Here is a 25,023-nt window from a genome sequence, read left to right as displayed (position 1 = left end):
CGCCTGCGCTGCGGCAGCGGTCAGGGTATCCGAGTGCCTGTTCCGGGCCGTGGCCGGGGCGTTGGCGGACGCCGCCCGATGGTCGGTGTCAGCGTCTGAGCACCTTGCGGGAGAGGACGTTGCCCAGCAGCTGCGCCGCCTGCACCAACACGATGAGGATGACGACGGTCACCACCATCACCCGGGTGTCGAACCGCAAATAGCCGTGCGTGATGGCGAGGTTGCCGACTCCCCCGCCGCCCACCGTGCCCGCGATCACCGAGAAGTCGATCAGGGCGACCAGCATGAACGTCATGCCGAGGATCAGCGGTCCCAGTGCCTCCGGTACCAGCACCGTCAGCAGGATCCGGACCGGTCCGGTGCCCATGGCGCGGGCCGCCTCGATGACGCCGGGCTCGACGGCGAGCAGGTTGCTCTCCACGATGCGGGCCACCCCGAACGTCGCGATCACCGTCATCGGGAAGATCACCGCATCGGTGCCCACCGCGGTCCCGATCAACTCCCGGGTCATCGGGGAGAGGACGACGATCGCGATCAGCGCGGGCACCGGACGGACGACGTTGACCACCGTACTGAGGACGATGAAGACGGCGCGCTGTTGGAGGATCCCGCCCTTCCGGGTGGCGTAGAGGGCCAGTCCGACGACCAGGCCGAGCAGGCCGGCGAAGGCGAGGGTGGCCAGCACCATGTACAGCGTTGCGCCGGTGGCATCGACGATCTTGGGCCAGAGCAGGCTCCAATCCTGCTGGATCATGCGCCCACCTCCGCCAGTACCGACGCGGCGACGGCCTCGGACACACCGTGTTTCCGCAGCGCCGCGGGGAGCAGGTCGAGGAGCGGCGAGGCCTGCACGGCGCTGCGGACGAACGCCCGGGTGGTGGGGTGTTGCGGCGCGGCAAAGATCTCGTGGACCGGGCCCGTCTCCACGATCCGTCCGCCGTCCAGCACCGCCATCCGGTCGCAGACCGCCCGGACCACCTCCATCTCGTGGGTGATCAGCACGATCGTCACGCCCAGTTCGTCGTTGACCCGTCGCAGCAGCGCCAGCACCTCCTGTGTGGTCTGCGGGTCGAGGGCCGAGGTCGCCTCGTCGCAGAGCAGTACCCGGGGCTCGGTCGCCAGTGCGCGGGCGATGCCGACGCGCTGCCGCTGCCCGCCGGAGAGCTGCTCGGGATAGCGCCGGGCCTGTTCGGCGAGTCCGACGAAGTGCAGGGCTTCCGCGGCCCGTTCGCGGGACTGCGCCCGGGAGGCTCCGGCCTGCCGCAGGGGGTAGGCGACATTGCCCAGGACGGTGCGGGAGCGGAAGAGGTTGAACTGTTGGAAGACCATGCCGATGTCCCGGCGGGCGGCGCGGAGTTCGCGGCTGCCGAGGGCGGTGAGTTCCTGCCCGGCCACCGTGACGGTGCCTGAGGTGGGTGTCTCCAGCAGGTTGATCAGCCGTAGCAGCGTGGACTTGCCGGCGCCGCTGTGGCCGACGATGCCGAAGACGCTGCCGGGTTCGACGGCGAGCGTCACCCGGTCGACGGCGACCGTACCGCCGGTGAACTCCTTGGTGACGTCGTGGAGTTGGATGACGTGGCGGGGTGTTGCGGAGTGGGGCGGGGTGGTCATGACGTCCCCTTCAGCTGTCGGTCGACACGGGCCAGTTCGTGGGCCAGTTCGGCCGCGGAGAGGTTGAGGTGGACGGCGGTGCCGTTGGACGTCCGTCGAGCCTCGTCCTGTACCGCCTTGCTCGCGTAGAGCTTGACGACCTTGGCGTAGTCCGGGTAGTCCCGGTCCTTGGCACGGGCCGCGATGACGTTGAGGTACGGGCGGATGTCCGGGCTGTGCGGGTCGTCCTTGAACAGTGCGGTCTGCGCGCGGAGGCCGGACAGCGTGGCGACGCCGTCGTTGATGACCGCCGCGTCCACGTCGGACAGCAGCCGGGGGGTCTGTTGGGCGTTGACGGGGGTGAAGCGCAGGTGGTGGGGGTTGGCGGCGATGTCGTCCGCGGTGGCGAAGAGTCCGGTGCCCTTCTTCAGCTCGATGAGCTTGGCGCGGGCCAGCAGGCGCAGGGCGCGGCCTTCGTTGGCCGGGTCGTTCGGGTGGGCGATGCGGGCGCCGTCCGGAAGGTCGGCGAGCCGTTCGACCTTCTTGGAATACAGGCCCATGGGGACGACGCTGGTGGGGGCCAGCGGCACGATGTCGGTGCCGTTCTCGGTGTTGGACTGGGCCAGGAACACCAGGTGTTGGAAGGCGTTGAGCTCGATGTCGCCGGCGGCGAGCGCCTTGTTGGGCAGGGAGTAGTCGTCGAAGGGCACCACCTCGACGTCGAGGCCCTCCTTCTTCGCCTCCTTGGCGAGCACGTCCCATTCGGTGGAGTCCCCGCTGACGCCGACCCGGATGTGGTGGGCCTGGGAGCCGGCGGAGCCGCAGCCCGCGACGACGAGGGCGAGGGTGGTCGCGGCGGCGGTCGCCAGGAGCGCGCGGCGGCGCGGTGCGGTGGGGCGTCTCGGGTCGGAGCGCCGTGCGGCGGTGCGCGAGGTGATGTGGTGCATCGTTGCCATTCCCTTGGGTGGTGGGTGTGGGTGTGGGGCGCCGGACTCTTGTGGAGGAGCGGCACCCCGGGCCGGGTGGGCGTGGAGCCGGGCCGGTTACGGCAGTTCGGCGCAGCGGCAGGCGACCGCGGCGCGGCCGGGACCAGGTGCGGTCAGGGTCGGGGCTTGCCGTTCGCAGTGGATACGGCGGTCGGCGTCGCGTGGCGCGGACAGCGCGGCGTACCGCGGGCAGCGACCGCGGATGCCGCAGCCGGTGGCCCGTCGGGTGGGGCTCGGTGGGACACCGGCGAGGAGGATCCGTTCCAGATTCCAGACGCTATCGCACCGAGCGGGCCGCGCCAGGCAGTTGCGTGAACCCTTCATTGCAGCCTTGATAAATGCCCTGACCTGGGACTTTGGAAAGGTCTGGACCGGCTTACGGTGCCTGTGTGCCGCGGTCGTGCGGCACACAGGCACCGAGAGGAAACGCGGTATGAACCGGGCCCGCAGGGCGACTACACCTTCAAGAGTTGCGGCGGGATCTCCTCCCCCGACGTCAACCGGTGCTACTGGAGGCGTCCCGGTCCACGGCCCACCGACGCAAAGAAGCGGATCGGCCTCTGCGGCAAGGTCGACGCCATGGACTGGCAACTCGGCCACTCGCTTCCGCGCCAGCGGCGTCCGCAGCTCTCCGCGGTCCGCGAGGACCGGGCCGACTACGGTTCGACCGGGCTCGGGGGCGAACACCTCGCCGATGTGGGCCAGTTGACTTGGCCAGGACGCCGGAGGACCGGCTCACTGGGACGCGCCGGTGCGGGGAACCTCCCGCCCCGACGCGGGACCGTGTCGTCAGCTCCAGAGTTTCCACGTGACGACGCGCGGCGTGTCGGCCGGCCGGTCAGCGGGGTACGTCAACGTGACCTGGGTGAAGTGGCGCTGCCCGGAGTGACCGGACCGGGATTGCGGGTTGTCCAGGCGCACCTTGACGGGGTAGCCGTGGAAGTGGCCTGCCGCGCAGTAGGGCCGGCAGTCGTTGACCATGTCCGTGCCCCGGGCCACCGCGGACCCGGACTGCCACTGCGACCAGCGCAACGACGTCAGGACGTTGTTGCCGTCGCCGCAGGCGAGCATGAAGGTGCCGGGTCGTTGCTGGGCGTTCCCGGTGCAGTCGATGACCGCCACGCGGTTGCCGGTGGACGGTGCGGGGGCGGTGGACGCGGATGCCGGCATGGTGGCCGTCGCCAGTGCCACCCCGGCACAGACCATGAGTGCTGCCGTTGCCCTGTGAACTCGCATATCCGCTCCTCAGCCGCTTCGCACGGGTGGACGCCTCGGACACCGGCTGCGACGCAGGGTGCGGTTCCCGTCACGGCCCGAACACGTCCCCGCGGGGCTGTCGCTGCCTCTCTCTGCGGAGAGGCTACGACCGCTGCACCCGGCGGCGCCACCCGGGCCGACACAGACCGGCGGACGTTCCGCAGCGTAGGTCGGGAAACACGGAACGTGCCTCTCGCCGGAGCGTATCGCCGCGTCAGGACGATGCTTTGTGCGCCCGCCACTCCGGCGCGAGCACGGACCAGATCTCCATGTCGTGCCGCTCCCCGCGGTACAAGTAGTTCTCGCGCAGCACGCCTTCCTTCGTCATGCCGAGCCGGCGGGCCACCGCGATGCTGGGCGCGTTCGCCGACGCGACCCACCACTCGATGCGGTGGATCCCCCGTGCCTCGACGGCCCAGTCGACGACCGCACGTACGGCCCGGGTCACCAGCCCCTTCCCGGCCGCCGACGGCTCCAACCAGCAGCCCGCCTCGGCGACGCCCTGCTCGATGTCCATCGTCCGCAGGAGGATCGCCCCGACCAGCTCGCCGTCCGCCCGGATGCCGTAGATCCGCCCGGTGTCGGAGGCGGTCTTCTCGGCGTACGACTGGAGGTACGCGCGGCTCGACGCCAGGTCGGTGATGACGTCCGGCAGTCCGTTGTACCGGCCGATGAACTCCCGGCCACGGTCGATGTGGGCCAGGAACTCATCGGCCTGCCACGGCTCCAGCGGCCGCAGCTCCGCGCCGTCCGTACCCAGGGTTATCGCGAACACCGTCACCCTCCACGGCCGCAGCCGGTTGCCGTTCCCATGGCGCGCTCAGGCACCGCTCGCGCCGGGATCTTCTCACGGGTGCGGTCCTGGTCGTCCCGGGTGGTGAGCCGCCGCGGAGCGGGCCGCCCGGCCGTCGCTCAGGCGGGTTCGTCAGTCACGGCCAACAGGCGTTCCACCGCGGCGAGTTCGACGCACAGGGCCAGGCCCTCCACCGCGTCGCGGAGCTCGTCCGGGCCCGGGTAGCTGGGGGCGAGGCGGATGTTGCGGTCCCGGGGGTCCTTGCCGTAGGGGAAGGTGGCCCCGGCGGGCGTCAGGGCGATGCCCGCCTCCCCGGCCAGTGCCACCACGCGGGCCGCGCAGCCGTCCAGGACGTCCAGGCTCACGAAGTAACCGCCCTGGGGACGGGTCCAGGAGGCCACTTCGGTGTCCCCGAGTCGCTTCTCCAGTACGGCGTTGACCAGCTCGAACTTGGGTTGCAGCACGGCGGCGTGGCGTGCCATGTGGGCGTGCACGGCCGGCGCGTCGGGCAGGAAGCGGGCGTGCCGCAGCTGGTTGACCTTGTCGGGCCCGATCGTCCGCTTGGCGAGGTGGCCGAGGAGCCAGGCGACGTTGGCCGGCGAGGAGCCGAAGAAGGCGACGCCACTGCCGGCCGTGGTGATCTTCGAGGTCGATCCGAAGACGAACACCCGGTCGGGATGGCCGTGTTCCGCACTCAGGCCGAGCACGTCCGCCAGCGGCTCGCCCGTCCCGGCCACGCGGTGCACGGCGTAGGCGTTGTCCCAGAAGATGCGGAAGTCGGGGGCGGCGGTCTCCATGGCGGCCAGGCGGCGCACCGTCTCGGCGGAGAAGGTGACGGCCGTGGGGTTGCTGTACTTGGGGACGCACCATATGCCCTTGACCCGCTCGTCGGCGACGAGGCGTTCGACCTCGGCCATGTCCGGGCCGGTCTCCGTCATCGGCACGGGAATCATGTCGATGCCGAGCTTCTCGCAGATCGCGAAGTGCCGGTCGTAGCCGGGCACCGGGCACAACATGGCTGTTCGGCCCTCCCGCTGCCAGGGCGCGGCCGCACCCGCCACACCGAACAGCACGGCGTCCACCAGGCACTCGTACATCAACTCCAGGCTGGAGTTGCCGAAGGCGACCAGCTGCTCCGCCGGCACCTGGAGCGGTCCGGCGAACGTCGCCCGCAGTTCGGGCAGGCCGTGCAGGCCGCCGTAGTTGCGGCAGTCGGTGCCGTCCTGCGCGGTGTGGTCGTCGAGGCCGGGCAGATCCAGCAAGGGCTGCGACAGCGCCAGCTGCTCGGCGGCGGGCTTGCCGCGGGTCAGGTCCAGGCGCAGGCCCCGGCGCGTGAGCCGGTGATGCTCGTCACGGAGCGCGGTGAGCCGGTCGGACAGTTCGGCGGGCGTGAGTACGGTCAGGTCCATTCCTCGTCCTTCGTCGGGTCCTGCCCCCGGCCGGTGCCGGCGCGGGGCAGCGCCAACGGTAGCCAGGTCGGATCAGGAACACCTGCCCATTTCTGCCCGACCGATGCCTGGCAGGTGCCGGGCAAGCGCCTCACCGGTGCCCGCCGGGTGCCTGGCACCGCGCGGGCGCTCGCGGCGGCCCGGCGCGGTCCGCCCGGCGCGGTCAGCCCTGCGTCACCGGATGCGGCGGGGCGGAGGCCAGGGCGTTGCGCAGGGCCGCCAACCAGTGCGCGGTGGTGCGCCGGGCCAGTTCGGAGCCGGGTGCATAACCTTCGAAGAAGTGCCAGGCACCGGGGACGTCCTTGGTCTCGACGGGGACGTCGGCCTCGGCCAGGCGGCGCGCGTAGTCGAGCCCCTCGTCGCGCAGGGGGTCGAGTCCGCAGGTGAGGACGTAGGCGGGCGGGAGGCCGGCGAGGTCGGCGGCACGGGCGGGAGCCGCGTAGGCGGGGGTGTCCGGGTCGCGGTCGGGGCCGAGGTAGGTGTCCCACGTGTGCCCGATGCCGGCGCCGCTGATGATCCGGCGGTCGGTGAAGCGTCGCGCGGAGGCCGTGCGGCGGCGGTCGTCCAGGCAGGGGATGAGGAGCCCCTGCCAAGCGATGCGGGGGCCCTGGCGGTCGCGCGCCATGAGGCAGACGGCGGCGCTGAGGTTGCCGCCCGCGGACGCGCCGGTGACGGCGATCCGTTCGGCGTCCAGGCCGAGTTCCCCGGCGTTGGCGACCATCCATTCCAAGGTGGCGTAGCAGTCCTCGACGCCTGCGGGGTAGCGGTGTTCGGGAGCCAGTCGGTAGTGGACGTTGACCACGACCGCGCCGGCCGCGACGCATGCGTCGCGCGCCATGGGGCTGGGCCCGTCCAGTTCCCCGTAGACGAAGCCGCCTCCGTGGAGGTAGAGCACGCCCGGCAGTACGCCCTCCGCGCCGGCGGGCCGGAGCACCTGTACGTCGAGGGTGTTGCCGTCCGGCCCGGGCAGCGAGAGGTGCCGGACGGTGACGCGGCTGTCGTGCGCAAGCATCAACGGGGCCATCAGCTGCTTGAAGTGGGCGCGGAGGGCCGCGACATCGGTGTAGGGATTCTCCGGCCGCTCGGGCAACGTGGCGAAGATGTCGGCCAGTTCGGGATGCACGGCGAGGTGCGACGAGGTGGTGCGGGCGTCCATGCGGTATCGGTCCCCGTTCTTCGTCAAGGAGACGGCCACTTCCGCAACCATCTCATTGATATCGTCTCAACGGAAGGAAAGGTATGGTCTCAATGAGACCGTGTCAAGGGACTGGGACAGACAGGGGGAACGATGGCGGAGTACAGCCCGGCGAGATACGTCGTACTGGGCCTGATCGCCCGGCACGGCCCGATGACGCCGTACGAGCTCAAGGCCCGGGTCGAGGACGACGTCCAGCCCTTCTGGCCGATCCTGCACGCGCAGCTCTACCGGATTCCGCCCGAGTTGGCGCAGGCAGGTCTGCTGCGGGAGGAGTCCGAGACCACCGGGCGGCGGCGCCGGGTCTTCCACCTCACCACCGCCGGCCGCGCCGCACTGGCACGCTGGCTGGCCGACCCGGACACCCCCGAGGCGGAAACCCGCGACCCGGCACAGCTCAAGCTCTTCTTCGCCGACCTCGGCGACCCGTCGGACATCGTCGCGCTCGCCACCCGCCAGGCGGCACGGCACCGCGAATGGCTCGCGCACTACACGTCGCTGCGCGCCGAACTCGATCCGGCGGAGGATTCGCGGCAGCGGTCCCGGGCCCGATTGCTGCGGCTCGGCGTCTTGCACGAGCAGGCCCACGCGGAGTTCTGGGAATCGGTGGCCGCCGACCCGGGCCGCCTGGACGACCCCCTTTCCTAGCGCCCCGCCACACGAAATTCCGGGCGTCACGAGTTACTCCGACACCGGAATTGGCGTCACGGACGGCCCGGATACGGGAATCACGGACGGGCCGCCGACCCCCGCACCACGAATTCCGCCGCGGAACCACACCTCTGATTCCAGCCGCCGCGAATCCCCTGCACTGGCCGGCGGCACACCAACCGCATCCGGCCCCGGGAACAACTACCCCTGGTGACAACGCAGTCGCCGCCAGGAACAAGGGACATCGGACAGTCCCAGCAGGTCGAACAGGGGTAGCATCTTGTATAGCGGGTGACTCATAGGCGACTCATGCCCTCACCGCATTCCGGGAGTTGACCCGAGGCGGTCGCATGATCCGCTGTCGATTCCTCTCCGCCGCGCGATTCCATGTGCGGCGGATCGAGCCAGGTCGAGTCATAGCTCTGCTTCCGGCCCTCAGATGGAGATCACCATGAACACCGCGGCAGGGAACCAATCCACGGCAGGGACACACACCGAGCACGAGAACCACCCATGGACGATTTCCGTGGCGGACCACCCCCAACGCACCGAAAGTGACCAGTACAAGGCGAGCCGGGCACTGATGCTCAAGCTCGTCGACACGACCAGTGACTGGACGTTCGCACCGGCTCCGTACCAGGACCACCACGGCGGTGGGGTGTGGGTCAAGGACACGAACGGCTGGCTGTGCCTGTTCCTGCCGCTCGGCATCGAGTGGTCGGCACAGTTCTGCGCGGACCCGGCGAAGGTGGACCAGGTCCGCACCTGTGCGGCGCGCGTGGTCGCGGCGTTCCCCGACACACTGCCGGGCTATGTGGAGTTCGGCTACGAAGACGGCGAACGGCTCCTGAACACCCCGATACAGACCGCCGAGCAAGTGTCCGAGTGGACCGATTCGATATTCAACGCTTCGGTGCCACTACCTGCCGGTACCCACTCCGGGGTGCTCCCGACAGCGGCCGGCTACCACCACTACCCGAAGCCGATCGTGGACATCGACCACTTCCGATTCGACGACTTCAGCCTGTTCGTCGAGGACAGCAACGGTCTCTCGGTCGCAGTCGTCCCGGTCGCCCCGCGCGGCTCCGGCGACGGCCGGGTACGCGTCCTGGCCGCCCACCCCAGCTCGCCGTACGCCAAACACCTCGTACCGCCCAGCGGCGGCAAGCGCGCCGAGACGACCGGCCACACCGAAGCCCTGGCCGCCGATGCCGAGGGGGCCGTCCTGCCCGCCGACGACGCGCTGGCCCAGCAGGCGTTCCGCCGACAGCAACCCCAACTCGCCTAGGTCGGGTCGTCACACTCCCCCGTCTGCCTGGAGGCACCTCATGCCCATCGCGTCATACGGCGTCCTAGCTGGCCGTGCCGTGGACCGGCGCCGCGAGGGCGCCGGCGGCACCCCGCACTACCAGATCCACCTCACCGACGACGCCGGCACCCACTACCGCGCCGCGGTGAACGTCCTGTCCCAACAGAGCCCGCCCGACCTGCGCTACCTGGCCGACGACGACTTCCGGCATCCGCTGACCCAACTGCTGCCGGACGCAGGCAGCGGATGGACGGCGTTGGAATCACACGCGGGTACGGCCAGTCTCGACTACATCCGCGGCAACATGTTCGTCCCGTCCGCGATGCGGATCCTGCCACCGGACCTGCCCGGCGTGGACAACGACCTGGCCGACCTCCTGGACCACTACGTCCAACGCGCCATCGCCGATCCCACCATGGCGGTGTACGTGTTCGGCCAGCGGTTCGGCCCCGAACCGTCCGTCCGCGACAAGGCATTCCACTTCCGGCCGGACAACGGGGTCCATGACATCCACATGAACCAAGGCAACACCGGCCGGTTCCAGGACGACGACGGTGTCTGGCAGGACGGCGGACTGCTGATCCAGGTGCCGGCCGAGTCGCGCTGGATCGCGGTGTTCCTGGCCTTCCAGTCCCAGTCCTGGCACACCGACGACACCACCGGCCACACCATCGAGACCGAGGCCCTGGTTCCCGGCGACGGCGGCGCACCCCTGCGCATCGTGGCCGCGCTCGTCCACTCCGGCGGAGCGATGCCTGGCACCGAATCCGTCACGCTGCTCAATACCTCGCCCGGCCCCGTCGACCTGGCTGGTTGGCAACTCGCCGACCAGCAGGGCCACCGACTCCCCCTGCCCGCGCAGACGGTCGCGCCCGGGACCACCCTGGCCGTTGCCGGCGGCGACGGGTTCCACCTCGGTGACCACGGCGGAGCGATCACCCTGCTCGACCCGGCCGGACTCAACGTCCACGGCGTCGCCTACACCGAGGACCAGAGCCGTCGGGAGGGCTGGACGATCGCCTTCTGACGGGCCGCCACCATTCATCTGCATCCCCCTGCATCTGTGGGCCCGCCCCCGACCACCCAGCCGGGGGCGGGCCCACAGACCTGCTCAGGCACCAATCAGGACTCAGGCATTCGCTCAGGCAACGACGGTGGAGGCGGCGGAGGTGGCGACGGTCGCCGGGGCGTTGATGCAGAACTGCAGGAGCCCCGCGTTCACGTCCTTGATGATGTTCTCCATCTCGTTCCACGACGGCTGGAACTCCGTGCCCCACTCGATGGTGTAGGCGAGGACCCTCTCCTTGGACGGATCGACGAAGTGCCGGCCGAACGCGTAGTCGTCACTGGTCCCGGACGTCGGGTACAGGTCGAAGGCCGACTTGGCGGTGTACGTCCGGCCGCGCACCCCCTGTACCCCGTCCTGGAAGTCCCGGGCGAGTGCGGTCTCGTGATCGAAGTCGATCTTGGGGATGAACTCGCGGTACCCGGTGTCCCCCGCATCACCCCGCAGACCGTCGAAGGCGTGGTTGAGGAAGTTCATCGACGGGTCGGTGGACTGGTCCTGATCGTCTCCCCAGACGTACAGCATGTCCTCCGAGTAACTGTGCACGTCGATGAACCAACGGGTCCGGGGGTGGGCGTCCAGCAGCCACCGGACGTTGCGCGTCTCGGGCTCGGAGAACGGCGCGGGGCCGTGGTACAGCTGCGGGTCACACGGATCGGTCGACACCCGCACGCCCGAGGTGGGCGAGAAGGCCGTCGCGGCGTCGAAGAGGAAGTCGTAATTGCGGTTGATGTCGACACCCACGCAGTCACCCTGGCCGCTCCCGTAGGCGGGGTTGCGGTTCTTCCGCCACATCGGTTCGGCGGTCTGGCTGTAGTTCCGGCCGTCCGGGTTGACCAGGGGGAAGAGCACGATCTCCACGTTCCCCAGGAGTGCCTTCACCTCGGCTGCGGTGTACTTCTTGCCGCCGTAGACCAGCCCGGAATCCGTGGTGTACGCCCGCAACAGATCGGCGGCGAAGTAGACGAGGATCTCGCAACTGCCCCATTCCCGGGCGTGCACGCCCCCGATGAGCATCACGCAGTCCCGAGTGCCGGCCGGTGCCGCGCCCAGGCGCAGAGCGTGGCAGTCGACGCCCTCGATCGACCGCTCGGGAAGGTCGATCAGCTCACTCAACCCCGGGTAGGCCCGGGACAGGTTCACCAATGCGGAATCGACCTCGGTGGTGTTGAGGTACGACATCTCAGCCTCCTGGCCCTTCTTCCTTCACCATCTCGCCCAGTCCGTACGGCACTTCGTCCGCGTTGGCGTACCGGTTGCCGCGTCCGACCTCCGCCTGCCGGGCGTGCCCGGTCTCGGTCGCGTCCCTGAGGACGTCCACGGAGACGCCCGCGCGCTCCAGGCGATCGGCCCTCCCGCGCGGTACATACGCCTCGATGGTCATCTCGTTCCCGGGCCCCGGGGTCTCCCGCGGGCGCCCGCCGACGTCCAGTGGCTCCTCCCGCAGCAGGGTCCGCAACGTCTCGGCGTCGTCGGCGGTCACCCGCACGTGCAGGATGTTCTCGCGCTCCGACATGTCAGCCTCTTCGTGGTGTCGAGCCGTGGCGGTGTCCAACGACTCGTCTCGTGGTATCCGATGTCTGGGGTTGTCCGGTCTCTGGGGTTGTCTGATGTCTGGGGTTGTCCAATGTCTGGGGTTGTCCGGTGTCCTGGGGTTTCCTGGACCTTGTGGTGCCGGCGCAGCCGTCCCGCCGCCCGGCACCTCCGGCACCTCCGCAAGACGACGCTCAAGGACTGACGGCTGCACCGCCCTCACCGATCAACCCACGGTGTGCCGTCAGTCCATGGCGTACCGGCTGCGGAACGGACGGCCGGCACGCATCCCAGCTGCTCACGACAGCATGCCCAATCGGGCGTCACCGCGGCGTCACCGCGGCGTCATGCCCGTGGGCGACCGGGCCCGCCGGCGCACCGGGTCGCGGCCGAGCGCAGATCGGCGACGAGACCGAGCAGCCGGGCCGTCGGACGCAGCCCCAGCTCGGCCTGGAGCAGGGCCCGGTAGCGCTGGAATTCGCGGAGGGCCTCGGACTGGTTGCCCTCGGCGAGGTGCGCCTTGATCAGGATGGCCCGGGCGGTCTCGCGCAGCGGCTCGGCGCGCACCGCGGCACCGGCGGCCCACACGGCGTGACCGAAGTGTTGGGCGCTGATGAAGCGGGTGGCGAGTGCTTCGAGGGCGTGCATCCGCAGTTGCCGCCATTCCTCGGCCTCACGCAGCGCCCACTCGTCGCACCAGCCCGGCAGCAGGTCCTGGGACAGCGCGTCGATCTCCGAGGCGCCCAGGCCCAGGGACACGGCCGTTCCTGGGGACGCCAGAGCAGAATCGACCAGCAGGTGCGCGAGCGGCCTGAGTTCCTGGAAATCGACTCCCACGCCGCCCGCGAGGGCGAGTTCCACGGGGCCTACGTCGAGGATCCGGCACCCGGCACCGCGCAAGCGGTTGAGCGCCGACCGCAAGGACGCGTACGCCCGGCAATCGGACACGTCCGGCCACAGGTTCTCCGCGACGACGCTCCGCGGCACCGGGCCCGAATGCAGCGCGACGAAGGCGAGCAACCGCTCCGATCCCGCGGGGATCCGTGCCGGATCGCGGCCGGTGACCAGCCGAAAGCCGCCGAGCAACGCGATGCGGGCGTCGGCGCTCCGGCGTGGAGGTGGGGCGTACTGCGCTTCCCCCGTCCCGGGCGGACGAACCACCGGGATTCCGCGCACGGCGCCGAGATCCGTACCGATGCTGTGGCTCATCGCCTCCGCATCTCCTGATGGCCGGCCAGACACTCCCATGGGATGCGGGTCATATGAGGAGGGTCATATGCCCTCGCGCATCCCTTTCCTCCATCGTGCGTCGCGCATCCGACCGATGTCGAATGCTCCGGGGCCACACCACCGAAAAGAGGACCCGGACATCCGCCCGTTGAACCCGAGGAAGTCGAACGGACAATATTTGCCACTTCAAGCAGGCATCCGGACTCCCTGAACTCCCCGCACTCCCCGCACTCTCCGGAAAGGTCTGAACGCCAGGTGCCGTGGCGATCCGAGGATCGCCACGACGACGCCACCGCGACCACTCCGCAGCACGCCGCTCCAGATGCCCCGGCCGCACCACGGCGAGAAAATGGAAACGGCCCCTGCGCACGACCAGGGGCACCGGTGCTGCCCCGACAGCACGCCCTCCCAAGGCGCTGCGACGCCTCCCTCACCGCCACGGTGCGATGCGCCATGCCGCCATCCGCCGGAAAACGAAAGAGGCACCGTCAATAACCGGCAAGGAATGAACCGACCATGACCGTCAAAGGGATCGACGTTTCGTCAGCCCAGCCGGAGAAATACAAGACATCCGGCAGCGACTTCGTGTTCATCAAAATCACCGAAGGCACCACCTACACCAACCCCAAGTGGGTGGCCCAGCGAAAGACCGGGCGCGATGCGGGACTGGTGACCGGCTTCTACCATTTCGCCCGCCCGGGCCCGGTCACCGCCCAGGTCAACTATTTCCTCTCGAAAATCAATCTGATCGACGGTGACGTTCTCATCCTCGACTGGGAGGACGCCCGCGTCCCGAATTCCTGGAAGGACAGCTGGCTCCAGCAGGTGCAGCAGCGCACCCCCGGCCACCAGACGATCCTGTACTGCAACCGGGACTTCTGGCTGCACCGCGACACCACGTCCTTCGCCGGCAACGGGCTCTGGATCGCCCAGTACAACGGCAAGCCCGGCCAGCCGGACATCAAGAGCCGGTGGCTGTTCCACCAGTACACCGACAAACCCATAGATACGAACCTCGGCAACTTCAAGGACCAGACGGAACTGCGCACTTGGGCCCGCCACGTCGCCGTCCCGGCATAGCCCGGCACAACGAACACGTTCGCCACGTACTTGTTCGTAACGAACGTGTTCGTTACGCTGGAGCCATGCCCACCACGCCAGGACCAGCCGAGCCCACCGAGCCCCCCGCCCCGCGCGGCCGCCGCGAGCGCCCCGCGAAACCCGCCCTGACCCGTGCGGGGATCGTCGCGACCGCGGTCGCGCTGACGCGGAGCGAGGGCCTGGAACGGGTGACCATGCGCCGCCTGGCCAAGGAGCTGGACACCGGCCCGGCCTCGCTCTACGTGTACGTGGCCAACACCGCCGCATTGCACGCAGCCGTCCTGGACGACCTGCTGGGCGAGGTCGATCTGCGGCCGGCCCGGGCCGACGGCGCCTGGCGCGAGCGGCTGGTGCGCATCCTGTCGTCCTACACGACGGTGCTGTTCAGGCACCCGGCACTGGCCCGCTCGGCGTTGGTGACCCGCCCGTCGGGACCGCACTACCTGGAGCTGTTGGAAGCCGTCCTGGCCCTGCTGGCCGAAGGCGGCGTCCCCGACGACCGCGCCGCCTGGGGAGTGGACGCCCTCCTCCAGTTCGGCACCGCGACCGCCGCCGAGCAGTCCGCCCGCGACGCCGCGCCACACGCCCAGGACGAGCACGACGCCCTGACGGCCGCGGTGCTCAACGCCTCCCCCGAGGCGTTCCCACGACTCGCCGCGCTGGGCACCGAACTCTTCTCCGGCACCGGTGAAGACCGTCTGGTCTGGGGTTTCCACGTGCTGATCAACGGGATGTCGGAGACCGCCCGGCCGGACCGCACCGACCCCGCCTGACCGCCCCCGGAGCGCCCCTCCCCGGGCACACCGCACCCCAAGGAGCCTCTCCCCCCATGACCACCCACCACCCCCTCGCCGTCATCGGCGGCGGCCTCGGCGGCCTGACCCTGGCCCGTGTCCTGCACGTGCACGGCATCGAGACGGCCGTCTTCGACCGGGAGGACTCACCGGCCGCCCGCACCCAGGGCGGCATGCTCGACATCCACGAGGACTCCGGGCAGTTCGCCCTGCGCGCCGCCGGTCTGTACGACGCCTTCCGCGCCTTGGTCCACCCCGGCGGAGAGGCGCTGCGCATCCTCGACCCGCACGGTGCGGTCCGTCTGACGGAGGAGGACGACGGTACCGGCACCCGCCCCGAGGTCGACCGCGGTCAGCTGCGAGACCTGCTGCTGAGCGCCCTCCCCCAGGGCACGGTCCGCTGGGGCAGGAAGGCCACCGGGGCCCGTTCCCTGGAGGACGGGCGGCACGAAGTCACCTTCGCCGACGGCAGCGCGATCACCACCGACCTGCTCATCGGGGCCGACGGCGCCTGGTCCCGCGTACGCCCCCTGCTGTCCGATGTGCTCCCCGCCTACACGGGGATCTCGTTCGTGGAGAGCGACCTCTGGGAGGCCGACGTCCGCCACCCCGGCAGCGCCGCCCTGATCGGCGACGGCTTCTTCCTCTGCCTGGGTGACGAGAAGGGCCTGCTCGCGCACCGCGAGAGCGACGGGAGTCTGCACGTCTACGCCGCCCTCAAGACCGGCGAGGAGTGGCTCGACACCATCGACTTCACCGACCCGGACACCACCAAGAAGGCCGTCCTGACCCAGTTCGAGCACTGGGACGACGGTCTGCGGAAGCTGATCGCCGACGCCGACGGCGCACTCGTTCCCCGCCGCATCCACGCCCTGCCCGTCGGCCACCGCTGGCCCCGCACCCCCGGTGTGACGTTGCTGGGTGACGCCGCGCACCTGATGTCCCCCTTCGCCGGCGAAGGAGCCAACCTCGCCATGCTGGACGGCGCCGAACTCGGCCAGGCCCTCGCCGCACACCCCGACGACCGCGAAGTCGCCCTCGCCGCGTACGAGGAGGCGCTCTTCCCACGCAGCGCCGCCTCCGCCGCCGAGTCGGACGCCAACCTGCGGATGATGTTCGGCGACGACGCCCTGGCGCATCTGCTGGACCAGTTCACGGCCCGCCCGCAACACGAGCACTGATCGCCCAGGGCGTGAGCGGCGCACCCGATCCTCGGAATACACCCCGGTGCAGGGGAGTTGGAAGCAGGGAAACCCACCGACCCCTTCGGGTGGCGATCGGCGCATGCCGCCGCGGCAGCCAAGTCCGGAGACCCTAGACCGGAGCAGATATGACCACGCCCAACGCCTCGGCCACCGGCCCGGATCGTTCGTTCCTCTTCGTCCTCGGCAGCTCCCGCCCCGACGGCAACACCGAAATCCTCGCCCGCGCTGCCGCCGCCCAACTCCCCTCCGACGTCCGGCAAGAGTGGGTGGACCTGTCCCGGCTGCCGCTGCCCGACTTCCAGGACGGCCGGCACGAGTCCGGCACCTGGACGGCCGGGGAGCACGAGGAGGCACTACGACAGGCCACGCTCCGGGCCACCGACGTGGTCATCGCCTCGCCGCTGTACTGGTACACCCTCTCCGCACAGGCCAAGCGCTACCTCGACTACTGGTCGGGGTGGCTGACGGTCCCCGGCTCGGACTTCGAGGAGCGGATGGCGGGCCGGACGCTGTGGGGAGTGACGGTCATGGCGGACCACGACGAGACCGTCGCCGACGGCCTGGTGACCAGCCTCCACCACAGCGCGGCGTACCTGCGGATGCACTTCGGCGGGGTGTTGTTCGGCAACGGCTCCCGCCCCGGTCAGGTGCGGAACGACGACCGCGCCATAGTCCGCGCCAAGAGCTTCTTCCAAGGCCCGGCCGCCCTCGCCCGCTTCCCTTCCCAGGAACAGCCGGCGCAGCCGTAGCCCGCCACCCGGTCGCCGGCGGGGCGCGGACCCCGCCGGCGCTGCCCCGTACCGGTGCTGGCGCGGCTCAGTCGGCGTCGATGCGCAGGGAGGCGAAACGCAGGTTCCGGTGCTTGCCGGGGCCGAGGTCGGCGACCGGCCGCCCCTCGCAGTGCGGCCGGGCGTAGAAGTGGGCGGTCTTGCCGACCAGGGAGAGGTTGGAGGTGGTGCCGGCGCCGGCGATGGCGTAGCAACGGCCGGGTTCGGGCTGCTTCAAGGTGGCGGCCTGGCCGGCCGGGGTGGTGTAGGTGATCATGCCGAGGTCAGCCGCGTCCGCGGTCGCCACCGGCAACAGGACCGCGCCGACGGCGAGCGCCACGGCCGCGACCGCGCGGCCACGCCCATGACCACGACCACATCCACGGCCTCGTACAACGGAGTTCATGAAGGGCTCCAAATGAGGGGAGAGCAGGTTGTCGACCGGTCCAACGACGGACCGGCCGCCCCGTGACGCCGACCGCGCCAACTCCCCTGCTCCCCCACTCTGCTGCGTCGTCGGACGCTGCGCCGGGCGTCACGTCCGCATCGCGTCGCTCGCGGTGAGGTTCCGGGCGTCGCCCGAGGCCCGCGGTGCGGCCGGCGCCGGCAGGCCGAAGAGCGGAATGCCGTACCGGTCGCGGAAGGCGCGGCTGCGGCGCATGGTCAGTGCCACCATCGTGCCGAGGATCGCGAAGGACTCGATCTTGCCGATCACCGGCACCAGGTCGATGGGCAGCCCCAACGCCGCCACGGTGCTCAGCGCGGCATCGAGCAACTGCGCGCCACCCCACAGGAGGGTCAGTCCGCGCAGTGCGTTCCGGAATTCCGGGAGTTCGCGCCAGGCACGCTCGGCCGCCTCCGCGCCGGCCGGCCCGCCCAGCCGCCGCCCGAAGTGGAACGCGAAGGGCCGGGCCGCGAACAGGGTGCCCAGGATCCACAGTCCCAGGACGGCGGGGATGCCCGCGTCCTTCAACAGCAACACCCGTGGGCTGCCGCTGATCGCCGAGAGCCCCGCCGACGCCGCCAGCAGCACGACCACGAGGAGGTCGAAGACCTCGACGCGCCGGCGCACCAGGGCCGTGCCCACGGCGTGCGCGGCCGGGATCACACCGCTCAGCAACAGGGCCTGCCACTGGGCGACGCCCTGCGCGCGCAGGACGTAGTACAGGACCAGCGGTAGGAGGAGGTTGACGGTCAGTGGTACGCCCATGGCACGCCATCGCTGCGCACCACGCGTGTGTACGGTTCCCTCGGTTCCCACGACGGCCTCCGACGGTCCGGTACCGGACCCTCCGGCACCACGTTGACCTGCCTCGACGCTAGGAGTCGGGCGGGTGGAGAGGCATCGGCCCCCAGGCCGGACCCGTCGCGCCGGCTCTCCGCCCGCCCGCTCCACCATCGGGTGGAGGGCCGCCAACTGGCCTGTCTGATCCGCTCGTAGGAAGAGTCCGCCCGGCCGTCGGGCGGCCGGAGCTGACCGGGCGGGTGCGGCGGCGTCGGCTCGGCGGCCGGCGCGGCCGGCGCGGCCAGGCGTGCCGCTCGGCTCCGGCTTCCGGCGTCAGAAGCTGTCGCCCAGCCGCTCGATCAGCGGCGCCGCCGCCTTCAACGTCGCCAGCTCCGCGTCGGTGAAGCGCTCTCCGAGGGCCTTCGCCAACTGTTGGGCCCGGGCGTCGCGCTTGTGTCGCAGTACCTCGACGCCGGCCTCGGTCAACGACATGATGATCCGTCGGCCGTCGTCGGGGTCGCGGCGGCGCTCGACGAAGCCGCGCTCCTCCAACACGCCCAACGTGGTCCCCATTGCCTGGGACGTGATCTGCTCGGCCCGCGCCAGTTCGGCCGCCGTCGCCGGGCCGCCCCGGTCCAGTCGCGCCAGCGCGGCACGCTCGGGCAACGAAAGGTCGCCGGGCGCCTGTAGCTGACGCAGCCGGCGGGCCAGCAGCCCCATGCTTCCGTAGAGCGCACCGGCCAGGTCGTCGACGTCCGAGCTCTGAGTCATGGTGATAAGCCTAGGTTGATCAACTCGGCCAATCAACCGACGTTGATCGAGGTCCCCGCGCCGGCGCTCCGAGGGCGGCCGGAGGCTGCCGTGCCAGCCGGCACCACCGCACATCACACGATTGCAGCAGGCCCGCGTGAAAGACCCGGAAGGGGGAACCAGTCTGTACGCATCGGCCGGTCTTCAGGAGAGGGTGCGGACATGGGAATCATCGCGTGGGCCTTGATCGGGCTGCTTGCCGGTGCCATTGCGAAGGCGCTGATGCCTGGCAAGGACCCCGGTGGCTGCCTGATCACCATGCTGATCGGGATCGCCGGCGGCCTGCTGGGTGGCTGGCTCGGCAAGGTGATCTTCGGAGTGCACTCGATCAACGGCTTCTTCCACCTTTCGACGTGGATCGCCGCCATCGTCGGCTCCCTCATCGTCCTGCTCCTCTACCGCTTCACCCTGGGACGCAACCGCGAGCACTGACCGCGCGTCCGACGTGGCGCGGACCGACACCCGGCGGGGCCGGAGGGCGATGCCTTCCGGCCCCGCCGCACGGGAAAAACCAGTTGCCCAGGCCACCCCGAGGCCACCAGGGTGGTCGCCGGCCGATCGTCAGCAGAGCAGGAGCACCGCCATGCGCCGATTCCTCGAAAACCCCCAGCGCCCTTACCGGACGGTGAATTTCGAGGACTTCGGCACCCATGCAGATCCAGCACACCCTGAACATCGGCATTCTCGCGCACGTCGACGCGGGTAAGACCAGCCTGACCGAGCGTCTGCTGTTCGACACCGGCGCCATCGGCCGGCTCGGCAGCGTCGACGCCGGTGACACCCAGACCGACACCGGCGCCATCGAGCGGCAGCGCGGCATCACCGTGCGCTCGGCGGTGGCCTCCTTCACGGTCGGCGCCACGCAGGTCAATCTGATCGACACCCCCGGGCACTCCGACTTCGTCGCCGAGGTGGAGCGCGTCCTCGGCGTCCTGGACGGCGCCGTGCTGGTGCTCTCCGCCGTCGAGGGGGTCCAGGCACACACCCGCGTCCTGATGCGGACGCTGCGGGAGCTGCGACTCCCGGTGCTGCTCTTCGTCAACAAGATCGACCGGCCGGGCGCCCGCGGGGACGCGCTCCTCGCCGACATCCGGCGCAAGCTGGCCCCGCACCTCGTCCCGATGACGGCGGTGCGGGACCTCGGCACGCCGTCGGCCCGCGCGGTCCCGCGGGCGCTCGACGACCCGGAGTTCCGCACCCGCGTCGCCGAAACGCTCGCCGAGGTCGACGACGCCCTGCTCGCCCGTGTCGTGGACGGTCCGTTCCCCACGCCGAACGAGGTGCGCACCGCACTCGCCGAGCACACCCGGAAGGGGCGGGTGCATCCCGTCCAGTTCGGCTCGGCGCGCAGCGGACAGGGCATCGGAGCGCTCATCGACGGCATCACCGGCCTGCTCCGGCCGGCGCTCGTCGGCGGCAGTGCGGACCCGGCCGGTGCGGCGCCCCCGCGCGGCACGGTGTTCGCCGTCGAGCGCGCTCCGTCCGGGCGGAAGACCGCCTACGTGCGCCTGTTCTCCGGCACGTTGGCCGCCCGCCAGCGCGTGACCCTCCACCGGCACGGCCCGGCCGGCACGCCCCTGGCGTACCCCGGCCAGATCACGGCCCTCCACATCGTCGGGTGCTCCGGCCCCGGCAGCGACGCCACCCGGCACTTGGCCGCGGGCGACATCGGGAAGATCAGCGGCCTCCCGGAGGCCCGGGTCGGCGACCGGCTCACCGACCCCGCCGGACAGGACGACGGCCCGCGCCCGCCGCACTTCCCCGCGCCGACCCTCCGGACGCTGGTCCGCCCCCGGCGCCAGGCACCCGGCGCGGCGGCCCGCCTGTACGCGGCGCTACAGCACCTCGCCGAGCAGGACCCGCTCATCCATGCCGACACCGGGCCCGAAGGCGCCACATCGGTGCTGCTCTACGGCGAGATCCAAAAGGAGATCCTGGCAACGACGCTCGCCCACGACTTCGGGATCGAGGCGGTCTTCGAACCCAGCCGGATCGTCTGCCTGGAACGCCCCGTGGGCGTCGGCGAGGCGTCCGAGGAAATGGGCCGGAAAGCAGCCAGTCCCAGTGGTTTCGTGGCCACCGTCGGGCTGCGCGTCGAGCCCGCGCGCCGGAATTCCGGAGTTGTGTTCCGGTACGAAACCGAATTGGGCGCCCTCCCCCACGCCTTCCACACCGCCATCGAGGAGACCGTGCACACCGCTCTCCGTTCCGGCCCGCGCGGCTGGCCGGTCACGGACTGCGCCGTCACCCTCATCCGCTCGGGCTTCGCCAGCCCGGTGAGTACGGCGCGTGACTTCCGGGGCCTGACCCCGGTGGTCCTCGGCCGTGCCCTGGAGCGTGCCGGCACCCAGGTCTACGAGCCCTGCCACGCGTTCGACGTGGACATCCCCCTCGACACCCTGCCAGCCGTCACCTCGTGCCTCGCCGCCCTGGGGGCCGATATCGAGGACACCGCGGGCGGGCTGACGTCGTGGCTGGTCAAGGGAACGATCCCGGCCAGTCGGGTGCGCTCCGCCGAACACCGGCTGCCCGGCCTGACCCGTGGTGAGGCCCTGTGGTGGTCCCGGCCCGGCGGGGACCGGCCCGTGAGCAGTACGGCCGCCCGGGCACTCGGACACTGATCCGCAGGCCGAACGCGCGGCACCACGGTGGGATTTCCTCGGCCGGGCCGGCTGAGGAAATCCCGGCCGGCGGCCGGTCCGTCGGCCAGCCCGCCCCGGCCCGCGCACCGTGCCGGAGAAAAGAAAAAACCCCGACGCATCCGCATGCGATCGAGGTTTGACAACCGGGGTATTTCTCCGCGTATATTGAGCGTTTGCATATCGCGAGAAAAGCAACCCAATTCATTTCACTACGGCACAGTCTATTCGAGCGGAGCTGAATTGTCAAACGAGGAATTGCGTAAGGAGCAGGAATTCATGGACCTGCTCCACGAACGCCTCGACGCCCTGCGATCCGGGGCACGGGCGGCCATGGATCGAGCCCTCCCCCAGACCGGGGGAACGTTCCAGGCACGGCTGGAACGGGACGTGATGGTCGCCGAACAGGCCGAGCTGCTGGCCGGTTTCGAGGCCGGGGAACACGGACTGTGCTTCGGCCGACTGGCGTTCCGGGACGGCCGCGACCACCACATCGGCCGGATCGGCATCCGGCGTGCCGACGCCGAACGCACTCCGCTGGTCATCGACTGGCGGGCCGACGTCGCCCGCCCCTTCTACCTCGCCACCGGGCACACCCCGATGGGCCTGCGGCGCCGACGCCACCTCACCACCGAGGGCCGCCGGGTGACCGCACTGCACGACGAGATCCTGGATCTCGCCGACACCGAACGCACCGGCCACGAAGGAGCGGACGCGGACGCCGTCCTGCTGGCCTCGCTGGACGCGGCGCGCACCGGCCGGATGCACGACATCGTGCAGACCATCCAGGCCGACCAGGACCGCATCATCCGCGCCCCGCACCACGGCGTCCTCGTCGTGGAGGGCGGTCCGGGCACCGGCAAGACGGTCGTGGCGCTGCACCGCGCCGCGTATCTGCTGTACGCGCACCGCGAGCAACTCGCCCGCCGCGCGGTGCTGATCGTCGGGCCGAACCCGGCGTTCCTCGGCTACATCGGCCAGGTGCTGCCGTCGCTCGGCGAGACGGGCGTGCTGCTGGCGACGCCCGGCGAGCTGTTCCCGGGCGTGACCGTGACCGGCACCGACACGCCCCGCGCCGCCGAGATCAAGGGCGACGCGGCGATGGCGGACGCCCTCGCGCGCTTCGTGGCCGACCGGCAGACACTTCCCGATCCCGTCCTCGTCATCGACCACGAGGACGGCGAACTGCACCTGGACGCGGAGATCGCGGACGCGGCCCGCCGGCGGGCCCGGGCCACCCTGCTGCCGCACAACCTCGCCCGCCCGCACTTCGCGTTCCACGTGATCGACGCGCTCACCGCCCAACTCACCGAGCGGATCGGTGCCGACCCCTACGGCGGCCCCAACCTCCTCGGCCCGGACGACGTCGCCCAGCTCAGCAAGGCCATCGCCACCAGCCGCGACGTGCACCGTGCCATCGAGGAGCTGTGGCCGCCCCTCACCCCCCAGCAGCTCGTCGCCGACTTCCTCGCCGAACCGGTCCACCTCCCCGACGCCGATGCGGCGGCGATCCGCCGCGCGGAAGGTGCCTGGACCCCGGCGGACGTCGCGCTGCTGGACGAGGCGGCCGAACTCCTCGGCGAGGACGACGCGGCCGCCCGGGCCGCCGCCGAGGCGGAACGCCAGGAACGCATCGCCTACGCGCAGGGCGTGCTGGACCTCTCGTACGGTTCGCGCACGCAGGAGTTCGAGGACCGGGAGGACGAGGACTCGGAGGTGTTGGCCGCGCACGACCTGATCGACGCGGACCGGCTCGCCGAACGCCAGGAGGAGGCAGATCACCGCAGCGCCGCCGAACGCGCTGCGGCCGACCGCACCTGGGCCTTCGGCCACATCATCGTCGACGAGGCACAGGAGCTCTCACCGATGCTGTGGCGGCTGCTGATGCGTCGCTGCCCGACCCGCTCGATGACCCTGGTCGGTGATCCCGCGCAGACCTCGGAACCGGGTGGCTGCGGTGCCTGGGAGACGATCCTCGCGCCGTACGTCGAGGACCGTTGGGAGCACGTCCGACTCGGCGTCAACTACCGCACGCCGAACGAGATCATGACGGTCGCGGCGGAGATTCCCCGGACCGCCGACCCGTCCTTCGTGCCGCCGCGGTCGATCCGTTCCACCGGCGTCCACCCGTGGGCCGAGCGGACCGACGACCTGCCGCGGGCCGTCGCGGAGGCGGTGGCGCGCGAGACGGGGTACGACGCTCAGGGCCGGCTCGCCGTGATCGCGCCGCGCGAGCGCTGTGCCGCCCTGGCGGCCGCCCTCCCGGCCGCGTCCGCCGGCCCCGCCCCCGACCTGACCCGGCCGGTGGTGGTCCTCGATCCGCGCCAGGCCAAGGGGTTGGAGTTCGACACCGTCCTGGTGGCGGAACCGGCGGAGTTCGGGATGAGCGATCTGTACGTCGCGCTCACCCGGGCGACGCAGCGGCTGGGTGTGCTCCACACGGGCGCGTTGCCCGCGGGGTTGGCCGGATTGGTGGGCTGACCGGGCGCGGGACGCGAAGGGCGGTGTGCGGGCCCTCGCCGTACGGGTGAGACGGCGAGGGCCCGCACCGCGCGGCGGTGACCGCCCGTGGTGCGGCGGCGGGCGGCGAGCACGAGCGCGGCGCCGGTGGTGAGGGCGGCGGCCGGCCGCCGATCGCCCACGGGGTGGCCGGGCCGACCCCGGTGGCGGCCAGTTCGCGGTCACCGACCGCGGAAACGGAGCCGGTGCTCAGCGGGGCCACGACCGTGGGCCGGGCGCCGGCGCGACGCGGTCGGCGGCCATCGCCGGCGAGGAGAAAAGGACGGCCGGTGCTATCGCAGCAGCGGCGATAATGACCGAAATACCGGCCAACTTCACGCACTACACCCCCTTGCCCAAGAACTATCCACAAGCTGTCATTGGCATGGCACAGCAGACGTAGGCTGATGTGATCAGCGGGGTAGTCGCGTGATGCGGCAACCGCCTCGCCCGGCATGTCTGACGCCTCGCCTTCCCGGCAGGCCATGGAGGAGAAAAGGATGACCCGTCACCACCACCGCACCCTGCACTCCGCCCTCATCGGCGCCGTCGCAGTGACCTCACTGGGCATCACCGCAACACCGGCCTCGGCGAAGTCCTCCCTCTCCTTCACCGCCGGCCCCCGCTCGGTCGGCCTGGGCGGACTCGTCCACACCTCCGCCAAGGCGAGCGACGACAACCCCTCGTTCAACAAGGTCTGCGTACAGCAACGCTGGACGGCCGCCTCCTGGCGCAACGTGACGTGCTCCAAGCCGGTGCGCCGCGCCGGCGGCACCGTCAACGTCGCCCTCCGCGTCAAGCAACGCGGCCACCTGCACCTGCGCGCGGTCCTCTTCGAAGGCCGCTCACCCCAGGACAAGCACCCCAGGACACTCTCGGTTTCCCACCCGGTCACCGTCACGGTCCACTGAGGCCCCATCGAGGG

At 70.8% G+C, this 25,023-nt stretch carries 25 protein-coding genes; 11 read left to right on the top strand and 14 right to left on the bottom strand.

Annotated elements, in window-relative coordinates; all coding sequences use genetic code 11:
- Positions 1-88: 88 nt before the first annotated feature.
- The 8 genes from ACO0M4_RS14980 to ACO0M4_RS14945 all read right to left on the bottom strand — a co-directional run bounded on the left by ACO0M4_RS14980 (position 89) and on the right by ACO0M4_RS14945 (position 7,281).
- On the bottom strand, positions 89-754 hold the full coding sequence (locus tag ACO0M4_RS14980) for a methionine ABC transporter permease (RefSeq protein WP_430370620.1): 666 nt from the start codon (positions 752-754) through the stop codon (positions 89-91).
- A complete protein-coding gene (locus ACO0M4_RS14975; protein WP_430370618.1) occupies positions 751-1,611 on the bottom strand; it encodes a methionine ABC transporter ATP-binding protein in 861 nt (286 codons plus the stop codon). The genes ACO0M4_RS14980 and ACO0M4_RS14975 overlap by 4 nt, the downstream gene beginning before the upstream one ends.
- Positions 1,608-2,537: a MetQ/NlpA family ABC transporter substrate-binding protein gene (locus tag ACO0M4_RS14970; protein ID WP_430370617.1), complete on the bottom strand. Its 930-nt coding sequence runs from the start codon at positions 2,535-2,537 to the stop codon at positions 1,608-1,610. The genes ACO0M4_RS14975 and ACO0M4_RS14970 overlap by 4 nt, the downstream gene beginning before the upstream one ends.
- A gap of 96 nt (positions 2,538-2,633) precedes the next feature.
- The gene (locus tag ACO0M4_RS14965) at positions 2,634-2,900 is read right to left on the bottom strand and encodes a hypothetical protein (protein ID WP_430370615.1); all 267 of its coding nucleotides are present in this window, start codon (positions 2,898-2,900) and stop codon (positions 2,634-2,636) included.
- 465 nt (positions 2,901-3,365) lie between these two features.
- Entirely contained in the window at positions 3,366-3,812 is a 447-nt protein-coding gene (locus tag ACO0M4_RS14960) for a hypothetical protein (RefSeq protein WP_430370614.1), read from the bottom strand.
- Between the two features lie 235 nt (positions 3,813-4,047).
- Positions 4,048-4,608 (bottom strand): GNAT family N-acetyltransferase, encoded by a 561-nt coding sequence (locus tag ACO0M4_RS14955; protein WP_430370612.1) that lies wholly within the window; start codon positions 4,606-4,608, stop codon positions 4,048-4,050.
- Positions 4,609-4,745: 137 nt separating this feature from the next.
- Positions 4,746-6,035, bottom strand: coding sequence for an aminotransferase class I/II-fold pyridoxal phosphate-dependent enzyme (locus tag ACO0M4_RS14950; RefSeq protein ID WP_430370611.1), 1,290 nt, complete (start codon positions 6,033-6,035; stop codon positions 4,746-4,748).
- 202 nt (positions 6,036-6,237) lie between these two features.
- The gene (locus ACO0M4_RS14945) at positions 6,238-7,281 is read right to left on the bottom strand and encodes an alpha/beta hydrolase (RefSeq protein WP_430370609.1); all 1,044 of its coding nucleotides are present in this window, start codon (positions 7,279-7,281) and stop codon (positions 6,238-6,240) included.
- Between the two features lie 81 nt (positions 7,282-7,362).
- Here ACO0M4_RS14945 and ACO0M4_RS14940 point away from each other — a divergent pair, with 81 nt between their 5' ends.
- The 3 genes from ACO0M4_RS14940 to ACO0M4_RS14930 all read left to right on the top strand — a co-directional run bounded on the left by ACO0M4_RS14940 (position 7,363) and on the right by ACO0M4_RS14930 (position 10,256).
- Positions 7,363-7,917: a PadR family transcriptional regulator gene (locus ACO0M4_RS14940; protein ID WP_430370608.1), complete on the top strand. Its 555-nt coding sequence runs from the start codon at positions 7,363-7,365 to the stop codon at positions 7,915-7,917.
- Positions 7,918-8,371: 454 nt separating this feature from the next.
- Positions 8,372-9,208 (top strand): DUF6424 family protein, encoded by an 837-nt coding sequence (locus ACO0M4_RS14935; protein WP_430370606.1) that lies wholly within the window; start codon positions 8,372-8,374, stop codon positions 9,206-9,208.
- 40 nt (positions 9,209-9,248) lie between these two features.
- Positions 9,249-10,256 carry a DUF2278 family protein gene (locus ACO0M4_RS14930; protein ID WP_430370605.1) on the top strand — a complete coding sequence of 336 codons (1,008 nt, stop codon included), beginning with the start codon at positions 9,249-9,251 and terminating at the stop codon, positions 10,254-10,256.
- A gap of 114 nt (positions 10,257-10,370) precedes the next feature.
- Here ACO0M4_RS14930 and ACO0M4_RS14925 read toward each other — a convergent pair whose 3' ends face one another.
- From ACO0M4_RS14925 to ACO0M4_RS14915, 3 genes are all read right to left on the bottom strand, one after another.
- On the bottom strand, positions 10,371-11,477 hold the full coding sequence (locus ACO0M4_RS14925) for a M14 family metallopeptidase (RefSeq protein WP_430370604.1): 1,107 nt from the start codon (positions 11,475-11,477) through the stop codon (positions 10,371-10,373).
- Position 11,478: 1 nt separating this feature from the next.
- Complete coding sequence (locus ACO0M4_RS14920; protein ID WP_430370603.1) at positions 11,479-11,811, bottom strand: hypothetical protein; 333 nt, start codon at positions 11,809-11,811, stop codon at positions 11,479-11,481.
- A gap of 362 nt (positions 11,812-12,173) precedes the next feature.
- Entirely contained in the window at positions 12,174-13,037 is an 864-nt protein-coding gene (locus tag ACO0M4_RS14915) for an AfsR/SARP family transcriptional regulator (protein WP_430370601.1), read from the bottom strand.
- Positions 13,038-13,574: 537 nt separating this feature from the next.
- Here ACO0M4_RS14915 and ACO0M4_RS14910 point away from each other — a divergent pair.
- The 4 genes from ACO0M4_RS14910 to ACO0M4_RS14895 all read left to right on the top strand — a co-directional run bounded on the left by ACO0M4_RS14910 (position 13,575) and on the right by ACO0M4_RS14895 (position 16,907).
- On the top strand, positions 13,575-14,138 hold the full coding sequence (locus tag ACO0M4_RS14910; RefSeq protein ID WP_430370599.1) for a glycoside hydrolase family 25 protein: 564 nt from the start codon (positions 13,575-13,577) through the stop codon (positions 14,136-14,138).
- Positions 14,139-14,203: 65 nt separating this feature from the next.
- Positions 14,204-14,932 (top strand): TetR/AcrR family transcriptional regulator, encoded by a 729-nt coding sequence (locus ACO0M4_RS14905; RefSeq protein WP_430370597.1) that lies wholly within the window; start codon positions 14,204-14,206, stop codon positions 14,930-14,932.
- Positions 14,933-14,988: 56 nt separating this feature from the next.
- The gene (locus ACO0M4_RS14900) at positions 14,989-16,134 is read left to right on the top strand and encodes an FAD-dependent oxidoreductase (protein WP_430370595.1); all 1,146 of its coding nucleotides are present in this window, start codon (positions 14,989-14,991) and stop codon (positions 16,132-16,134) included.
- 149 nt (positions 16,135-16,283) lie between these two features.
- Entirely contained in the window at positions 16,284-16,907 is a 624-nt protein-coding gene (locus ACO0M4_RS14895; protein WP_430370594.1) for a flavodoxin family protein, read from the top strand.
- Between the two features lie 67 nt (positions 16,908-16,974).
- Here ACO0M4_RS14895 and ACO0M4_RS14890 read toward each other — a convergent pair whose 3' ends face one another.
- The 3 genes from ACO0M4_RS14890 to ACO0M4_RS14880 form a co-directional block, all read right to left on the bottom strand.
- Positions 16,975-17,265: a hypothetical protein gene (locus ACO0M4_RS14890; protein ID WP_430370592.1), complete on the bottom strand. Its 291-nt coding sequence runs from the start codon at positions 17,263-17,265 to the stop codon at positions 16,975-16,977.
- Positions 17,266-17,460: 195 nt separating this feature from the next.
- Positions 17,461-18,135, bottom strand: a complete 675-nt coding sequence (locus ACO0M4_RS14885; protein ID WP_430370591.1) for a VC0807 family protein — start codon at positions 18,133-18,135, stop codon at positions 17,461-17,463.
- A gap of 348 nt (positions 18,136-18,483) precedes the next feature.
- Positions 18,484-18,921 carry a MarR family winged helix-turn-helix transcriptional regulator gene (locus ACO0M4_RS14880; protein WP_430370590.1) on the bottom strand — a complete coding sequence of 146 codons (438 nt, stop codon included), beginning with the start codon at positions 18,919-18,921 and terminating at the stop codon, positions 18,484-18,486.
- 201 nt (positions 18,922-19,122) lie between these two features.
- Here ACO0M4_RS14880 and ACO0M4_RS14875 point away from each other — a divergent pair, with 201 nt between their 5' ends.
- From ACO0M4_RS14875 to ACO0M4_RS14860, 4 genes are all read left to right on the top strand, one after another.
- Positions 19,123-19,392 carry a GlsB/YeaQ/YmgE family stress response membrane protein gene (locus ACO0M4_RS14875; RefSeq protein WP_430370589.1) on the top strand — a complete coding sequence of 90 codons (270 nt, stop codon included), beginning with the start codon at positions 19,123-19,125 and terminating at the stop codon, positions 19,390-19,392.
- Positions 19,393-19,610: 218 nt separating this feature from the next.
- Positions 19,611-21,581 (top strand): tetracycline resistance ribosomal protection protein Otr(A), encoded by a 1,971-nt coding sequence (gene otr(A) / locus ACO0M4_RS14870; protein WP_430370588.1) that lies wholly within the window; start codon positions 19,611-19,613, stop codon positions 21,579-21,581.
- 297 nt (positions 21,582-21,878) lie between these two features.
- The gene (locus ACO0M4_RS14865; protein WP_430370586.1) at positions 21,879-24,080 is read left to right on the top strand and encodes a HelD family protein; all 2,202 of its coding nucleotides are present in this window, start codon (positions 21,879-21,881) and stop codon (positions 24,078-24,080) included.
- A 518-nt stretch (positions 24,081-24,598) separates the two neighbouring features.
- Positions 24,599-25,009, top strand: a complete 411-nt coding sequence (locus ACO0M4_RS14860; protein WP_430370585.1) for a hypothetical protein — start codon at positions 24,599-24,601, stop codon at positions 25,007-25,009.
- Positions 25,010-25,023: the final 14 nt, after the last annotated feature.

It is taken from the genome of Streptomyces sp. RGM 3693 (assembly GCF_050471125.1).
Lineage (GTDB): Bacteria > Actinomycetota > Actinomycetes > Streptomycetales > Streptomycetaceae > Streptomyces.
This window is presented reverse-complemented; position numbering and strand designations above follow the sequence as displayed.

Coding starts and splice junctions, on each gene's coding strand:
- ACO0M4_RS14920 (WP_430370603.1), bottom strand. CDS start 11,811: ATGTCGGAGCGCGAGAACATCCTGCACGTGCGGGTGACCGCCGACGAC.
- ACO0M4_RS14860 (WP_430370585.1), top strand. CDS start 24,599: ATGACCCGTCACCACCACCGCACCCTGCACTCCGCCCTCATCGGCGCC.
- ACO0M4_RS14895 (WP_430370594.1), top strand. CDS start 16,284: ATGACCACGCCCAACGCCTCGGCCACCGGCCCGGATCGTTCGTTCCTC.
- ACO0M4_RS14980 (WP_430370620.1), bottom strand. CDS start 754: ATGATCCAGCAGGATTGGAGCCTGCTCTGGCCCAAGATCGTCGATGCC.
- ACO0M4_RS14925 (WP_430370604.1), bottom strand. CDS start 11,477: ATGTCGTACCTCAACACCACCGAGGTCGATTCCGCATTGGTGAACCTG.
- ACO0M4_RS14975 (WP_430370618.1), bottom strand. CDS start 1,611: ATGACCACCCCGCCCCACTCCGCAACACCCCGCCACGTCATCCAACTC.
- ACO0M4_RS14880 (WP_430370590.1), bottom strand. CDS start 18,921: ATGACTCAGAGCTCGGACGTCGACGACCTGGCCGGTGCGCTCTACGGA.
- ACO0M4_RS14885 (WP_430370591.1), bottom strand. CDS start 18,135: ATGGGCGTACCACTGACCGTCAACCTCCTCCTACCGCTGGTCCTGTAC.
- ACO0M4_RS14935 (WP_430370606.1), top strand. CDS start 8,372: ATGAACACCGCGGCAGGGAACCAATCCACGGCAGGGACACACACCGAG.
- ACO0M4_RS14970 (WP_430370617.1), bottom strand. CDS start 2,537: ATGCACCACATCACCTCGCGCACCGCCGCACGGCGCTCCGACCCGAGA.
- ACO0M4_RS14930 (WP_430370605.1), top strand. CDS start 9,249: ATGCCCATCGCGTCATACGGCGTCCTAGCTGGCCGTGCCGTGGACCGG.
- ACO0M4_RS14945 (WP_430370609.1), bottom strand. CDS start 7,281: ATGGTTGCGGAAGTGGCCGTCTCCTTGACGAAGAACGGGGACCGATAC.
- ACO0M4_RS14905 (WP_430370597.1), top strand. CDS start 14,204: ATGCCCACCACGCCAGGACCAGCCGAGCCCACCGAGCCCCCCGCCCCG.
- ACO0M4_RS14960 (WP_430370614.1), bottom strand. CDS start 3,812: ATGCGAGTTCACAGGGCAACGGCAGCACTCATGGTCTGTGCCGGGGTG.
- ACO0M4_RS14865 (WP_430370586.1), top strand. CDS start 21,879: ATGGACCTGCTCCACGAACGCCTCGACGCCCTGCGATCCGGGGCACGG.
- ACO0M4_RS14900 (WP_430370595.1), top strand. CDS start 14,989: ATGACCACCCACCACCCCCTCGCCGTCATCGGCGGCGGCCTCGGCGGC.
- ACO0M4_RS14915 (WP_430370601.1), bottom strand. CDS start 13,037: ATGAGCCACAGCATCGGTACGGATCTCGGCGCCGTGCGCGGAATCCCG.
- ACO0M4_RS14910 (WP_430370599.1), top strand. CDS start 13,575: ATGACCGTCAAAGGGATCGACGTTTCGTCAGCCCAGCCGGAGAAATAC.
- ACO0M4_RS14965 (WP_430370615.1), bottom strand. CDS start 2,900: ATGAAGGGTTCACGCAACTGCCTGGCGCGGCCCGCTCGGTGCGATAGC.
- ACO0M4_RS14950 (WP_430370611.1), bottom strand. CDS start 6,035: ATGGACCTGACCGTACTCACGCCCGCCGAACTGTCCGACCGGCTCACC.
- ACO0M4_RS14875 (WP_430370589.1), top strand. CDS start 19,123: ATGGGAATCATCGCGTGGGCCTTGATCGGGCTGCTTGCCGGTGCCATT.
- ACO0M4_RS14940 (WP_430370608.1), top strand. CDS start 7,363: ATGGCGGAGTACAGCCCGGCGAGATACGTCGTACTGGGCCTGATCGCC.